The sequence below is a fragment of the Mycobacterium sp. E2733 genome, assembly GCF_001667585.1.
GTDB lineage: Bacteria > Actinomycetota > Actinomycetes > Mycobacteriales > Mycobacteriaceae > Mycobacterium.
In genome coordinates, this window is the sequence record NZ_LZJZ01000096.1 from 34,343 (window position 1) to 50,451 (window position 16,109).

The window sequence follows — 16,109 nt, forward strand, 5'->3', positions numbered from 1 at the left end:
CGACGCAGCCAGTGACGCAGCTAGAAACGAAAGCGCGATCGGCGAGAGGAAGCACCGTGAGCGAGCAGCCACGCCAAGAACAGCTGGACCTAGCTGAACACCCGACCGCCGCGCCGGAAGCGCCCGTGCAGCCAGGACTGTTCCCCGACGACTCCGTGCCGGACGAGCTGGTCGGGTACCGCGGCCCGAGCGCCTGCCAGATCGCCGGAATCACCTACCGCCAGCTGGACTACTGGGCGCGCACCTCGTTGGTGGTGCCCTCCATCCGCAGCGCGGCCGGCTCGGGCAGCCAGCGGCTCTACTCGTTCAAGGACATCCTGGTTCTCAAGATCGTCAAGCGGCTGCTCGACACCGGGATCTCGCTGCACAACATCCGGGTCGCGGTCGACCATCTGCGCCAGCGCGGTGTGCAGGACCTGGCCAACATCACGTTGTTCTCCGACGGCACCACGGTTTACGAATGCACCTCGGCAGAAGAGGTTGTCGACCTGCTGCAGGGCGGGCAGGGTGTGTTCGGCATCGCCGTCTCCGGCGCCATGCGTGAGCTGACCGGGGTGATCGCCGACTTCCCCGGCGAGCGGGCGGACGGGGGCGAGTCGATCGCCGCCCCGGAAGACGAGCTGGCGTCCCGGCGCAAGACCCGCGACCGCAAGATCGGTTAACCGCGCGCGCGACCCGACCGGGTAAACTGGGCCCCGCATCGCACTCGTGCGGGAGAGTTCCGTGACGGCCAGCCACGGACGCCGAAGGAGCAACACCTCTCCGCTAACCTCTCAGGCACCCGGACCGCCCGAGTTAACGATGCCTCTGGAAAGCGGAGCTGACCCTCGCGGTCAGCACCCGCCGATGGGGAAAGGCGCTCGGACATCTGCCGGCGCCGAATCTCTCAGGCGCCCGGCGAACGGGTGAAGACAGAGGGAGGGGACCGCTAGTCCTCTGCCTTCGTCGATGCCACAGCCAGGAGTTTCGCCAGTGCCCGAGCAAGCAACTTTCGCAGCCCGTCACATCGGCCCGGATGCCCAGGCCGTCGCGGCCATGCTGGCCGTCATCGGAGTCGACTCGCTCGACGAGCTGGCCGCCAAGGCCGTCCCGGCGGGCATCCTCGACAAGCCCACCGGCAGCGGTGCGGCACCCGGTCTGGACGAATTGCCCCCTGCCGTCACCGAGACCGAGGCGCTGGCGGAGCTGCGCGCGCTCGCCGAGGCCAACACCGTGGCCGTCTCGATGATCGGGCAGGGCTATTACGACACCCTCACCCCGCCGGTGCTGCTGCGCAACGTGCTGGAGAACCCGGCCTGGTACACCGCCTACACGCCGTACCAGCCCGAGATCAGCCAGGGCCGGCTGGAGGCACTGCTGAATTTCCAGACGATGGTGGCCGACCTGACCCGGCTGGAAGTCGCCAACGCCTCGATGCTCGACGAGGGCACCGCGGCCGCCGAGGCCATGACGCTGATGCACCGCGCGACCCGTGGCACGTCGAACCGGCTGGCCGTCGACGCCGACCTGTTCGCGCAGACCGCGGCCGTATTGGCGACGCGGGCCCGGCCGTTGGGCATCGAGATCGTCACCGCCGACCTGCGCGAGGGCCTGCCCGAGGGCGAGTTCTTCGGCGTCATCGCCCAGCTGCCCGGCGCAAGCGGCCGCGTCACCGACTGGGCGGCCCTGGTGGAGCAGGCCCACGAACGTGGCGCGCTGGTCGCCGTCGGCGCCGACCTGCTGGCGTGCACACTGATCACTCCACCCGGCGACATCGGTGCCGACGTCGCGTTCGGAACGACCCAGCGATTCGGTGTGCCAATGGGATTCGGCGGCCCGCACGCCGGCTACCTGTCGGTGCACTCCAAACACGCCCGTCAGTTGCCCGGCCGGCTGGTCGGCGTGTCGATGGATGCCGACGGATCCCCGGCCTACCGGCTGGCACTGCAGACTCGCGAACAGCACATCCGCCGCGACAAGGCGACCAGCAACATCTGCACCGCGCAGGTGCTGCTTGCGGTGATGGCCGCCATGTACGCGAGCTACCACGGGGCCGACGGGCTGGCCGAGATCGCCCGCCGCGTGCACGCCCACGCCGAGGGCATTGCGGCCGCGCTGGGCTCGGCGGCCAACACAACGCTGGTGCACGACGCATTCTTCGACACGGTGCTGGCGCGGATTCCCGGACGCGCCGACGAGGTGGTGGCCGCGGCCAAGGCGAGAGGCGTCAACGTGTGGCGCGTCGACGCCGACCATGTGTCGGTGGCCTGCGACGAGGCCACCACGGATGAACACGTCGCGGCGGTTCTGGAAGCCTTCGACGTGCCGGCGGCCGAGCCCGTCGCCGGCGATATCCAGGACATCGCGACCCGCACCTCGGAGTTCCTGACCCATCCGGCGTTCACCCAATACCGCACCGAAACGGCGATGATGCGCTACCTGCGCGCACTGGCGGACAAAGATATCGCCTTGGACCGCAGCATGATTCCGCTCGGCTCGTGCACGATGAAGCTCAACGCCGCCGCGGAGATGGAACCGATCACCTGGCCGGAATTCGCGCGTCAGCATCCGTTCGCACCGGCGTCGGACACCCCCGGCCTGCGCCGGCTCATCAGTGACCTGGAGAGCTGGCTGGTGCACATCACCGGCTACGACGCCGTCTCGCTGCAGCCCAACGCCGGCTCGCAGGGCGAGTACGCCGGGCTGCTGGCCATCCACGACTACCACGCCAGCCGGGGCGAACCCCACCGCAACATCTGCCTTATCCCGTCCAGCGCGCACGGCACCAACGCGGCGTCGGCGGCGTTGGCCGGCATGCGGGTGGTGGTGGTGGCCTGCCACGACAACGGGGACGTCGACCTCGACGACCTGCGCGTCAAGGTCGCCGAGCACGGCGACGCGTTGTCGACGCTGATGATCACCTATCCGTCCACTCACGGCGTCTACGAGCACGACATCGCCGAGATCTGCGCGGCCGTCCACGACGCCGGCGGCCAGGTGTACGTCGACGGAGCCAACCTCAACGCGCTGGTCGGCCTGGCCCGGCCAGGCAAGTTCGGCGGTGACGTCAGCCACCTGAATCTGCACAAGACGTTCTGCATCCCGCATGGGGGCGGGGGACCGGGGGTGGGGCCCGTCGCGGTGCGTTCGCACCTGGCACCGTTCCTACCCGGACACCCGCACGCCCCCGAGTTGCCGAAAGGTCATCCGGTGTCGTCGGCGCCCTACGGGTCCGCGTCCATCCTGCCGATCAGCTGGGCCTACATCAGGATGATGGGCGCCGACGGTCTGCGGGCGGCGTCGCTGACCGCGATCGCGTCGGCCAACTACATCGCCCGCCGGCTCGATGAGTACTTCGCGGTGCTCTACACCGGTGAGAACGGCATGGTCGCCCACGAGTGCATCCTGGATCTGCGGCCGATCACCAAGTCCACCGGAGTGACGGTCGACGATGTCGCAAAGCGCTTGGCCGACTACGGCTTTCACGCGCCGACGATGAGCTTCCCGGTGGCCGGCACGCTCATGGTGGAGCCCACCGAGAGCGAGACCCTGACCGAGGTCGACGCCTTCTGCGAGGCCATGATCGCCATCCGCGGCGAGATCGACCGGGTCGGCACGGGGGAGTGGCCCGTTGAAGACAATCCGCTGCGGGGCGCGCCGCACACCGCCGAGTGCCTGTTGGTCGCCGACTGGCAGCATCCGTACACGCGGGAAGAGGCCGCCTATCCGCTCGGGAAGAACTTCCGGCCGAAGGTGTGGCCGCCGGTGCGGCGCATCGACGGCGCCTACGGCGACCGGCACCTGGTCTGCTCGTGCCCGCCGGTGGAGGCGTTCGCTTAACTTGGCGGCGCCAGCGTAACCGCACTGCGAAATTCAGCGCGATTTTTCGCTGTGTGGTTACGGTCGAGGCGGCCCCGGGTCAGCCGAAGCGCTCGACGATCGCCGTGGCGATCTGATCCGGGGCGTCCTCCTGGATGAAGTGCTTGGCGTTGGGCAGTTCGACGAGGACGTGGTCGGGAAACGCCGCGCGCATGCGCGGGAGCGCGGGGCCGGGCCGGAACGCGAAGTCCTTCATGCCCCAAACGAACAGGGCTGGTTTGGCGCCCAGCTTGGCCGGGACTTCCCGGGCGAGCCGCGCCAGCAGGGGCTTGGCGGCCAGGATCTGCTTGGGCATCTCGGCGACACCCTTGCGGGCGTCGGGGCTGGGCTGCACGGCCCGGTAGTGCTGCATCACCGCATCGCTTGGGCGGTGCTCAGTTCCGGCGGGGACGAGACGCTCGACGAAGAAATTGCGGTGCAGGATCGCGTATTGCAGCGGCGGGCTGGACATCACCCGGCTGAACATCTTCGTAGTGAACTCATCCGTCGGCCAGAACCAGGTGTTGCCCAGGATGACGCCGCGCACCCGCTCGGCGCGCTCCACCGCGACCGCCATGCTGATGGGCCCGCCCCAGTCCTGGCCCATCGTCAGGAAGCCGTCGAGGCCGAGATGGTCGACGAACTCACCGACCACCCGGGCATGCTCCTCGATGGTGTATCCGAACGCCGCGGGACGGTCCGACAGCCCAAACCCGAGGTAATCCGGTGCGATGCAGCGGAACCTGTCGCGCAGCGCGATGACGATGTTGCGATAGAGGAAGCTCCAGGTCGGGTTGCCGTGGTACAGCAGGATTGGCGGGCCTTCGAAACCGGCGGGGCCTTCGTCGATGTAGTGCATGCGCCCCCGCGAGCTGTCGAACCAGCGCGACTGGAACGGGTAGAGCTGCGGGTCGGGGGTGAAATCGATGCTCATGGCGCTCCTTCGGTAGCGCTCATGATGCTAGGCCCGGAGTGTGACACCCCCCAGCCCGCGAGGGCGGTCGCCCCTAGTACCGGCCGAAGGCCAGGGCGACGTTGTGCCCGCCGAACCCGAACGAGTTGTTGATGGCGTACTGGTAGTTGCCGCGCCGCGGATTATCCGCCACCACGTCCAAATCGATTTGTGGGTCCAGGTTTTCCAGGTTCAATGTCGGTGGAACGACCTGGTCGCGCAACGCCAGCACGGTCAGTATCGACTCCACCGCACCGACCGCGCCGACCGAATGGCCCAGAGCGGATTTGGGCGCGTACACCGCCGGCTTGTTGCTGCCCAGCGCGTTGTTGATGGCCTTGCCCTCGGCCAGGTCGCCGATCTGTGTTCCGGTGGCATGGGCGTTGACGTGGTCGATGTCCTCGGGCGTGAGACCGGCGAGCTGGATCGCCCGCGTCATCGCCTGGCCGGCGCGATTCCCGCTCGGGTCCGGCGCCACCATGTGATAGCCGTCGGACGTCACGGCGGCGCCCATCAGCCGGGCCAGGATGCGTGCCCCGCGAGCCTTGGCGTGCTCCTCGGTCTCCAGCACCATCAGCGCGCCGGCCTCGCCGAAAACGAAGCCGTCGCGGTCCTTGTCGAACGGGCGACAGGCGCCGGAGGGATTGTCGTTCTTCGTCGACATCACGATCCGCATGTTCGCGAAGGCGGCGATGGGTACCGCCTCGATCCGCGTCTCGACGCCGCCGCAGATCGCGACGTCCGCCTCACCGAACACGATCGCCTGCCATGCGCGGGCGATGGCTTCCGAACCCGACGCGCACGCCGAGACCGGTGTCATGACGCCGGCCCTGGCGTGCCGTTCCAGCCCCACTGCCATGGCGGCGGCGTCGGGCATGTACTTGCTGACGGCCAGCGGCGAGACCGCTTTCACGCCACGGGCGCGCAGGGTGTCGCGGGTGAAGACCAGCTCCTCGCCAGAACCGAATCCGGTGCCGATGGAGACCAACAGGCGGTTGGGGTCGACCTCGGGCGAGCCGGCGTGGTCCCACGCCCGCCGGTTGACGACGGCGGACATTCTGGCCAGGTAGCCCGTCCTGCGCAGCTCGGCCGGGTTCAGCTCGCTGTCGAATTCCTCCAGCAGGTGCCCGCCGATGCGAACCGGCAGGTCGAACTCGTCCACGAACGGGTCATCGAGCTCGCGAATCCCGCTTTGGCAGTCGAGTAGCAACTTCCAGGTCGTCTCCGCGTCGGTCGCCAGCGCGGTTGTCATGGCGAATCCGGTGACGACGACATTGGGAAGCGCTTGCCCCGTAATCAGATTCGTCATGCTTCGTGGATCATCCTTTCCCAGCGCCCACCCGGCCGTCGTCACTCAGGGACGCGCGTGTCACAGGACACCCTCCGGATGGAGGGAAATGCGCTCAACTGCGAACCTTCGCACCGCTCCCCGTGGCGTTGGCCGTGGCATCAACCTCGATCGAGCCTAGCGGCAAGTTGCCGTCCCGAGGGTGAAGACCCCGCCGCGGCGTTCGGTTGGTGTCCGTAGCCGGCGTCAGCTCCAGAAGGTGCTGATGCCGCGGCGAGGTCGGGGAACGCGGAGGCGCGTGGTCGCGATCGCCGCCGAAATCGATCGGGCGGTCGGGACCGGTTCGCGGGGACGGCCATCCTGCCAGGCAAAATCCCGCAACCAGCCGGTCGAGCTTTGTGTTGACGGGCCGGTAAACCCGGCGGGCGTACCGTGGCGGTTAGGGCTGCGCGTGGACGGAACTCGAGTTTCGGGCCTCGCGCTCGGGGTATCCGCAGACGCATGCAACATCCTGCTAGTGAAGGGTTTAGTCACGATGGGGCAGGCAACCGCGGGCGGCGCATCGCTTGGAGTTGAGGCAGCTTGCAACGGCTGAGCCGCCTTAAAGCGCGCTGGCCGGTAGCCGTCATCGGATGCTGGGTGGCGCTGCTGGCCGCGCTGTTCGTGACCTGCCCGCCGCTGGCGCGGATGGTGCACGAGCATCCGGTCGGGATGCTGCCGGACAATGCGCCGTCGAGCGTCGCGGCCCGACAGATGAGTAAGGCCTTTCACGAATCCGGCTCAGACAATCTCCTGTTGATCGTCCTGACCGACGAAAAAGGGCTGGGACCTTCGGACGAAGACGTGTATCGCACGCTCGTCGACAAGCTGCGCCAGGATGCTCGAGACGTCGTGATGATGCAGGATTTCCTCAGCGCACCCCCCATGCGCGAGGTCATGACCAGCAAAGATCAGAAAGCGTGGTTCCTGCCGATCGGCCTGGCCGGCGGGTTGGGGTCGCCCCAAGCCGACGAGGCGTACAAGCACGTCGCTGAGACTGTCCGGCAGACCGCCGCAGGGTCCACCCTCACCGCGAATCTGACCGGGCCCGCGGCCACGATTGCCGATGCCAGCTACGTTGGCGAACGAGACATGCGTGTCATCGAGATCGCGACCGCGTTGCTGGTGCTGCTCATCTTGCTGATCGTCTACCGCAACCCGGTCACCATGTTATTGCCGTTGGTGACGATCGGTGTGTCCCTGGTGGCGGCCCAGCGGATAGTGGCCGGACTGTCGCAACACGGACTGGGCATTTCCCAACCGACCATCATCTTCATGACCGCGATGATGGCTGGCGCCGGAACCGATTATGCGGTGTTCCTGATCAGCCGCTATCACGACTACCTGCGGCGCGGCGTGGATTCGGATCGGGCAGTGCGTGGGGCGCTGAGCTCGATCGGCAAAGTGATCACCGCTTCCGCGGCCACCGTGGCGGTGACCTTCCTCTGTATGAAGTTCGCCCGATTGGAAATGTTGTCGACCAGCGGGCCGGCGTTGGCAATCTCCATCGGTGTGGCATTTGTCGCCGCCATGACTCTGCTGCCGGCCATCTTGACGCTCGCTGGCCGACGTGGATGGGTGGCGCCAAGGCGCGACCTCACGAGTCGTTTCTGGCGGCGTTCGGGGGAGCGCATTGTGCGGCGGCCCCGGGCACACCTGGTCGGGAGCCTCATACTGCTGATCATCCTCGCTGTCTGCGGGACCCTGGTCCGGTTCAACTGGGATCAAAGCAAGACGGTGCCGGATTCGGCCGAGAGCAACCGCGGATATGCCGCCCTCAGCCGCCATTTCCCGTTGAGCTCAACCGTTCCGGAGTATCTGGTGGTCCAGTCGCCCCATGATCTGCGGAGCCCCAAGGCCCTTGCCGATTTGGAGCAGATGGCACATCGGGTAAGCCAACTGCCGAACGTCGCAAGCGTTCGCGGCATCACTCGACCCTCTGGCCAGCCTCCCGAACAGGCGAGCGTGGCCTACCAGGCGGGCGAAGTGGGCGGCAAGCTCCAGGACACGGCGAGCATGATCAACGACCACACGGGCGACCTCGACCAGTTGGCCGCCGGTGCCAACCAGCTGGCCGACAGGCTCGCACAAGTCCGGGCCGGGGTCGATCAGGCGGCTTCCACCGCCAACGGCGCGCTCAACGCCCTCTCTGATCCACGCATCCAGGACATCCGTACCCAGCTGCAGCGCCTCTCCCAGGACGGAACCCTCGACAGAATCACCCAACTGGCCGGCCAGCTGCCGCCGACGCAGGAGACGCAATCCATCGAGTCGATGTTGAGCGGCTTGCGCGCAAGACTCAACACAGCCATCTCCGACATCCAATCATTGGGCCTCAACGACCTTGGCGCCGCGCGCGGCCGCCTCGCCGCCCTGCAACACGGCGCCGACGCCCTCGCCGACGGAAGCCGACAGTTGGCCGACGGTGTGCAACGTCTGGTGGATCAAACCAAAAGGATGGGCTCGGGGCTCAGCGAGGCTTCCAAGTTCCTGCTGTCGTTGAAGAACGACGCGTCGGATCCGGCGATGTCGGGTTTCTACATTCCCCCGGAAATCCTTGCGGGCAACGACTTTAAGAAGGCTTCCCAGGTTTTCGTCTCACCCGATGGGCACACGGTACGTTACTTGGTCCAGACCAAACTCAACCCCTTCAGCACCCAGGCGATGGATCAGGTCAGTACGATCGCCAACACCGCTCGGAGCGCCCAGGTGAATACCGCGTTGTCGGACGCCAAGATATCGATGGTGGGGTTCCCTGCGGCGAATCGGGACTTGCGCGACTTTTACAACCACGACCTCGGCTTCATCATCATCGCGACGATTCTGGTCGTGCTGCTGATCTTGATCGCCTTGTTGCGCGCCCTCGTTGCGCCGCTCTACCTCATTTGTTCCGTGGTCGTTTCGTACCTGTCGGCGCTTGGTATCGGGGTCATCGTGTTCCAGATGATCATGGGCCAGCAACTGTCGTGGAGCGTCCCTGGAATGGCCTTCATCGTGTTGGTCGCGGTAGGCGCGGACTACAACATGTTGCTCATCTCCGGGATCCGCGATGAGTCGTCGCGGCACGGCATGCAGGCCGGGGTCATCCGCACCGTCGGTTCCACGGGCGGTGTGATCACCTCGGCGGGTGTCATTTTCGCGGCATCGATGTTCGGGCTGCTGTTCGGCGATCTCGTCGGTTTGTTGCAGGCCGGATTCATCATCGGGGCCGGGTTGTTGCTGGATACCTTTGTGGTGCGCACCATCACGGTGCCCGCGTTGGCCGTGCTGATGGGTGAACGGAACTGGTGGCCACACCTGCGGCGGCGGGCGCGGTCATCCTCTGTGCAACGAGCGGAACCCGTACCGGCACTTGGTGACCGGGACACGACGCCAATGCCTGTTGCCGGCTCGAATAGCCCACCGCCGGCGGAGCCGGTGCCTGAACCGAACGGCGGGACCGTCGAAAACGGCGCCGACGAGGACCACGGTCGCGTCCCGGTGCACCCCGCCGCCCCGACCGATTTGCGTCGCCCCGGTCGCCGATTGCGCCGACTGACGCGGTACCTCACCGGCGCGGGGACGTTCAGCGGCAACGGCCACGACGCAGGACGAACTCAGCCGACGGACAGCCACGAAAGCCCCCCCGTTCGCAAAGGTCTTTCCGGTAATGGCCGCCGGGCGCACTGGACGGCGCGCCCCGTGATGGAGCTGCCAGCGTTGGACGGCGACGGCGACGTCACAATGAGAGGCCGGTGGAAGACCTCCGAAGACGCCGCGATCACCGAATCAGCGGAGACCACATCGGCGCGCTGGCTGGCGTCCCGGCATTAATCCCGTCATCGACGGTACGGCCAGGAAACGGATTCGGCGCCGGAAAGACCAAGCGCATGGTGCTCGATACGCTTATCGGGCCTCCAATGCCTCGGTGCGCGCGCTCGTCGAGCGCCCGAGTGCCGCGACCTCAACGTCTATGCGGGGCAGCAGTTCCGGTGTGGTCTTGCGAATAGCAGACTCGCCCGCCGACGTCGACAACACCGGCTTGAGCCAACGGAACAATCCCACCCAGCGCGGACAGTAGATGCGATTCTTGCGCCCCTCGATACCCTTGACGAAGGCCGCGGCGCACTTGTCCACCGGGGTGATCTTGCTCAACGGCGACCAGGAGCGCTTGGCGCGATTTGCCCGCACCGCGGGCAAGTCGGCCTCGGTGTCGCGGACCAAAGCGGTGTCAATCCAGGACATGTGGGCCGATCCCACGCCAACCCCCAGATGGGCGACCTCCAGTCGTAGCGCGTTCGCCAGTTGCTCGACACCGGCTTTCGACGTGGCGTAGGGGACCATGCCGGGGAAGCCGGCGAACGCGGCCAGTGACGACACGATCAAGACATAGCCCCGGCGTTGAGCCACTGCCGGCAACGCGGCGCGCACGGTGTGGAAAACGCCGAGCAGATTGATGTCCATAACCCGTTTGAACACGGCCGGATCGACCTGCAGCAGCGAGCCGTAGCTGGCGATGCCGGCATTGGCGATGACGACATCGATGCCACCGAAGCGCTGGACGGCCGTGTCGGCCGCGGCCTGCATCGCCGCCAGATCGCGCACGTCGGCGACGACGGTCAGCAGCCGCTGATCGTCGCCGAGTTCGCCGGCCAGGGCTGTCAATGACGCCTCGTCGAGGTCGATCAGCACCAAATTTGCGCCATTCCGGTGCAGCCGCCGGGCCACTTCCGCTCCGATTCCGCCGGCAGCGCCGGTGATGAAGACGATTTGGGATTTCACGCCTGGCATGGGCGAGAAGTACCCAATTGCGGCCGTGGCAATCCACCAAATGATGCCAGGTTTACCCGCGCCGATGCCGGCGGGCGCGGGCCAGCCGCGCTCGAGTACCGATCCACCGTCGCGACAGGTGGGTCAAGGGTCAAGGAAGCCAACCGATTTGACTGGGTACCGCCGAACGCAGCCCGACCGACTGGCTATGCCGGGCTCGGAGCCATCCGGTGTTGCATGTCCTCCACGAGTGCTTGCACATCATGCGTCACGTAGAAGTGGTTGCCGGGCAGAACACGAAGGGCGAAGTCCGACGTCGTGAAGTCCGACCACGCCGCAACACTTTCCTGGCTGACGACGGTGTCATCCGCTGCGGCGTACGCGTAGATGGGGGACGAAATCGTTGTTCCGGCCGGGCAGCGGTAATCGGTGATGGTCCCGTAGCTGCGCAGTGTCCGCAGGATCGTTGCGCCGAATCGCTCGTCGATGAACTGCGCGTCCATCCCGGTCATCTCGGTCACCATTTTCAACAGCTCTTCATCGGAGCTTTGGTTCAGGTATTCGTATCCGGCGCTTCCGGGTGCCGGGGAGGCCGACAGGAAAAGGGCGGCAATGGGCGTGCCCGCGGCTTCAAACCGGCGGGCCACCTCGAAGGCCACCAGCCCGCCCATGCTGTGGCCGAAGAAAGCGACGTCCGCACCAGTTTGGGGCGCCAGCATCTTGTAGACGTCGTCCGCGAGTGCCGGAATGCTCGCGATGTCAGGTACGTCGTGTCGATCGGTTCGGCCCGGGTATTGGACGGCGATCCGTCTCATGTCGGCGGAAAACGCCCGGGAAAAAGGGACATAGGACCCCGCCGATCCGCCGGCGTGTGGAAACACGTATAGCGTGTGGACGGCGGTCGGTGATTCAGTCTGCTCTGCGTTCATGTCGGCCCATCATCGAATTGGCAGCGCCGTTGCGGCCGGAATGCCACATGTCAGTGCGACATCCGTATGGCGCCCACTGTAAACGATGGTTGGGATTGTCGGCATATTGCGCTGATAGGCGGGTTTTCGATCGCCTGTCCGTCACCCGTGGCGGCATCGGAAGAACTTTCGCACCGATGCGCTCGGAGGCGCCCGAGTGCACTGCTCTTCGTCCATGCCGCGCAGGCACGTCACGGGCGGCTCCAAATCGACTGTGGCTTCACGCCACTCGGAAATTGACGTCGGCGCAACGGCAGCGACGGTGTCCTGCGCGGGAACCGCCCCCTCGTGATGTCCGCCACGAAACCTGGGCCGCACCGAAAACCGCTGCCATCGAATCTTTCTCAATTCTATGGCCGTGACCAGCCGTTTCCGCCGGCGAGCGGCGCCTTAGGTCGCAGGTTCCACCCGCCCGGGTGACCGGGTAGGAGGTCGCAGTCGGCAGAGGGCGGGAAACGAGCATCGAATTACTCGTGCGCATCACCGCACCGTCGCCCCAACCTTGAATCGTGACCGCTTCGTCTGGGAGCTGTCGCGAGTTCTTCTGCGAGATAAGGAGGTAGCGAGTCCATGATGGCGGGACCGTCTTTGACAGCGCTGCTGCAGGAACGCGTGGATCGACAGCCAGATGCCACCGCGTACACGTTTATTGACTACGACGTAGATCCCAATGGGTTCGCCGAAAGCATCACCTGGGCGCAGATCCAAAGTAAGGCGCAAGTCGTCGCCGAAGAGCTGGGGCTTCATGGCGCCAGCGGCGATCGGGCGGCGATATTGGCGCCGCAAGGGCTCGAGTACATCGTCGCCTTGTTGGGCGCCCTACATGCCGGGTTCGTAGCGGTCCCGCTCTCGGTGCCACAATTCGGCGTTCACGACGAGCGCATCTCTTCGGCGCTGCGTGACTGCGCCCCGTCCGTCATTCTGACCACATCCGCCGTGGCCGCTGACATTGGGCCCTACGCCCGGGACGATGACGGCAAACCCGCGCCCGTGGTGATCGAGGTCGACTCGCTGGACCTGGACTCGCCTTGGGGGTTCGATCCACCTGAAGCGGTCACCTGCCCGACCGCGTATCTGCAATACACGTCGGGGTCGACCCGCAATCCGGCCGGCGTCGCCATCAACCACCGAAACGTCATCACCAACGTCGAACAGGCGCTGACCGACTATGTGGGAAACGAGATACCGCCGGAAACCGTCTTCGTCTCCTGGCTGCCCTTTTATCACGACATGGGTCTGATGAAAGGGGTTCTCGCACCGCTGATCTGCGACCGAAGCGCGGTATTGACCAGCCCGATGTCGTTCTTGCAACGGCCGGCGCGCTGGTTGCAGCTGCTCGCCACGAATCCCAAGTCCTTCTCTGCCGCACCCAATTTCGCTTTTGAGCTGGCGGCCCGGCGGACGACTGACGAAGATATGGCGGGACTTGACCTTGGCGACGTGATGGTGATCCTCAGCGGCAGCGAACGAGTCCATGCCGCGACGATCGGACGCTTCACGGATCGCTTCGCGCGCTTCAATCTCAAGGATACGGTGATACGGCCCTCGTACGGGCTCGCGGAGGCGACCGTTTACGTGGCGAGTGCGGACCGTGACCGCGCACCGAAGACCGTGCGTTTCGACTATGAGAAATTGTCGAATGGCCATGCCAAGCCATGCGAAAGCGAAAGCGTCGGCGGCGCAGAGCTGGTCGGCCACGGCACTACCCGCTCCACCAATCTCCGCATCATCGATCCGGAGACCTCGCGGGAGAACCCGGCGGGGAAGGTCGGCGAAATCTGGGTGCACGGGGAAAACGTTGCCCAGGGCTACTGGCAGCGACCTCAGGAAACTCAAAGCACCTTCGGCGGACGTGTCAGCGGTCCATCACCCGGGACACCGGAAGGACCATGGCTGAAAACCGGTGACTTGGGCGTTATTTCCGATGATGAGCTGTTCATCATCGGACGCATCAAAGACCTTCTGATCGTGGACGGGTCCAACCACTATCCGGACGATATCGAGGCGACCGTCCAAGAGATAACCGGCGGCCGGGTGGCGGCGATCTCGGTACCCAACGACCGCACGGAGGAGCTTGTCACCATCATCGAGGTGAAGAATCGCGGCGAGTCCGACGAGGAACACAAGCAGCGGCTCCGTTCGATGAAGCGCGAAGTCATAGCGGCGGTATCGAACACCCACCGCGTGCGTGTCGCCGACATCGTCTTCGTTCAGGCCGGCTCCATACCGATCACGACCAGCGGTAAGATCCGGCGCTCGACCTGTGCTGAGCGCTACCGCGAGGATGAATTCGACGCCCTGGACGTGACGGCATGACCACGACCATTCGTGGCGACGTCGAGCTTCGCAAGTGGCTGATCGACTACCTCGTCAACAATATCGGTTGTGATCCAAAAGAAGTCGATTTGGACCGGTCCGTGAACGATCTCGGGGTCGGGTCCCGCGACGCGGTGGTGCTGTCCGGGGAACTGGGGGAGCTGCTTGATCGGCCGGTTTCGCCGGTGGACTTTTGGCAGCACCCGACGATCAACGGTCTGGTGGAATTTCTCCTCGACCCGGATTCCGAACCGGCGGCCGACCCGGTAACTCGCCCCGACGGGTTCCTGACCGACGAGCCGATCGCGGTGATCGGACTGGGGTGTCGTTTTCCCGGCGGCATTTCCGGGCCGGAGGCCCTGTGGCAGTTCCTGTCTGAAGGTCGCTGCTCGATAACAGAGGTGCCCGCCGATCGGTGGGAGCCCTTCAACGACGGCTCCGCGGAGGTCGCAGAGACGCTCGCCCGCACAACCCGATGGGGCTCGTTCTTGAGTGACATCGACGCGTTTGATGCGGAGTTCTTCGAGGTGGCTCTCCGCGAGGCGGCGAAAATGGACCCTCAGCAGCGCCTGCTGATGGAAGTCGCCTGGGAAGCGTTGGAACACGCAGGGATTCCGGCGACTTCTCTGCGCCGGTCGCAGACGGGAGTCTTTGCCGGCGCATGCGCTAGTGAGTACGGGTATCTGGTTGGCGCCGACCTGCCTTCGGTCGACGCCTGGAGTAACACCGGTGGCGCGCTGAGCATTATCGCGAATCGGCTGTCATATTTCTTGGATCTGCGTGGTCCGTCGATTGCGGTGGACACGGCCTGCTCGTCCTCATTGGTGGCGGTGCACATGGCATGTCAGAGCCTACGGATGCGCGACTCTGATCTCGCTATCACAGCGGGCGTGAATCTGCTGTTGTCGCCGGCGATCTTCCATGGATTTGATCAGGCCGGCGCCTTGTCACCAACCGGTTTGTGCCATGCGTTCGATGCGAGCGCTGATGGCTTCGTCCGGGGTGAAGGTTGCGGGGTGGCGGTCCTCAAGCGGCTGAGCGACGCCGAGCGTGACGGGGATCGGGTGCTTGCGGTGGTGCGCGGTTCGGCAGTGAATCAGGATGGCCGATCCAACGGACTGATGGCGCCGAATCCGGCTGCGCAGATGGCGGTGCTGCGTGCGGCCTACGGCAATGCCGGCATAAAGCCGCACGAGGTCGATTACGTGGAGGCGCATGGGACCGGGACGCTGTTGGGCGACCCGATCGAGGCGCGCGCGCTGGGCACGGTGTTAGGCCGTGGGCGTCCCCAGGATTCACCGCTGTTGCTCGGGGCCGTCAAGTCCAATTTGGGTCATTTGGAGGCGGCGGCCGGGGTCGCGGGTTTCATCAAAGCGGTGTTGGCGGTGCAGCGCGGGGAGATCCCCGCGAGTCTGCACTTCGAGGAGCCCAACCCCCACATCGCATTCGACCAGATGCGGCTGAAAGTCGTTGCGGAGAGCCAGGAATGGCCGCCGGTGGACCGTGCCCGGCGGGCCGGGGTGTCTTCGTTCGGCTTCGGCGGTACCAATGCGCATGTGGTGCTCGAGCAGGCGCCGGCCAGGGAACCGGTTGAGCCTCAGCCGGATCCGCCGGTGAGCACGTTGGTGGTCTCGGGTAAGACACCGCAGCGTATCGCCTCGATGGCCGCGGTGTTGGCCGAGTGGATGGCCGGGCCCGGCGCCCAGGTCGGGCTGGCCGAGATCGCCCACACCCTCAATCACCACCGCGCCCGCCACCGACTGTTCGCCACCGTGTGCGCCCGCGATCACGACCAGGCCCGCCACGGGCTCAGCGCGCTGGCCCACGACCAGCACGCCCCCGGCGTGGTAGGCCCGCACGAGGAACCCTGCGGCAGCGGTACCGTGTTCGTCTACTCCGGTCAAGGATCGCAATGGACCGGCATGGCCCACCAACTGCTCACCGACGAACCCGCCTTCGC

9 protein-coding genes and 1 riboswitch are annotated in these 16,109 nt (G+C 65.9%); of the genes, 5 read left to right on the top strand and 4 right to left on the bottom strand.

Annotated elements, in window-relative coordinates:
* Nucleotides 1-56: 56 nt before the first annotated feature.
* Together A5678_RS18025 and gcvP are read left to right on the top strand one after the other, a co-directional pair.
* Entirely contained in the window at nucleotides 57-662 is a 606-nt protein-coding gene (locus A5678_RS18025; RefSeq protein WP_068044768.1) for a MerR family transcriptional regulator, read from the top strand.
* 39 nt (nucleotides 663-701) lie between these two features.
* Nucleotides 702-799, top strand: a riboswitch (glycine riboswitch).
* Nucleotides 800-972: 173 nt separating this feature from the next.
* Nucleotides 973-3,819, top strand: a complete 2,847-nt coding sequence (gcvP, locus tag A5678_RS18030) for an aminomethyl-transferring glycine dehydrogenase (RefSeq protein WP_156746966.1) — start codon at nucleotides 973-975, stop codon at nucleotides 3,817-3,819.
* Nucleotides 3,820-3,898: 79 nt separating this feature from the next.
* On the opposite strand, the gene A5678_RS18035 is transcribed toward gcvP, so the two are convergent.
* Complete coding sequence (locus tag A5678_RS18035) at nucleotides 3,899-4,771, bottom strand: haloalkane dehalogenase (protein ID WP_068044772.1); 873 nt, start codon at nucleotides 4,769-4,771, stop codon at nucleotides 3,899-3,901.
* 73 nt (nucleotides 4,772-4,844) lie between these two features.
* Entirely contained in the window at nucleotides 4,845-6,098 is a 1,254-nt protein-coding gene (gene kasB, locus A5678_RS18040; RefSeq protein WP_068044774.1) for a 3-oxoacyl-ACP synthase KasB, read from the bottom strand.
* A 561-nt stretch (nucleotides 6,099-6,659) separates the two neighbouring features.
* Between kasB and A5678_RS18045 the strand changes: the two genes are divergently transcribed.
* A complete protein-coding gene (locus A5678_RS18045) occupies nucleotides 6,660-9,929 on the top strand; it encodes an RND family transporter (RefSeq protein WP_082945606.1) in 3,270 nt (1,089 codons plus the stop codon).
* 72 nt (nucleotides 9,930-10,001) lie between these two features.
* Here the strand turns inward: A5678_RS18045 and A5678_RS18050 are convergent, their stop codons facing one another.
* A complete protein-coding gene (locus A5678_RS18050) occupies nucleotides 10,002-10,886 on the bottom strand; it encodes an SDR family oxidoreductase (RefSeq protein ID WP_068044778.1) in 885 nt (294 codons plus the stop codon).
* A 185-nt stretch (nucleotides 10,887-11,071) separates the two neighbouring features.
* The gene (locus A5678_RS18055) at nucleotides 11,072-11,794 is read right to left on the bottom strand and encodes a thioesterase II family protein (RefSeq protein WP_068044780.1); all 723 of its coding nucleotides are present in this window, start codon (nucleotides 11,792-11,794) and stop codon (nucleotides 11,072-11,074) included.
* Between the two features lie 612 nt (nucleotides 11,795-12,406).
* On the opposite strand from A5678_RS18055, the gene A5678_RS18060 reads away from it, so the two are divergent.
* Nucleotides 12,407-14,149, top strand: a complete 1,743-nt coding sequence (locus A5678_RS18060) for an AMP-binding protein (RefSeq protein ID WP_068044783.1) — start codon at nucleotides 12,407-12,409, stop codon at nucleotides 14,147-14,149.
* A partial coding sequence (locus A5678_RS18065) for a beta-ketoacyl synthase N-terminal-like domain-containing protein (protein WP_156746968.1) occupies nucleotides 14,146-16,109 on the top strand: 1,964 nt, incomplete at its 3' end. The genes A5678_RS18060 and A5678_RS18065, both read left to right, overlap by 4 nt.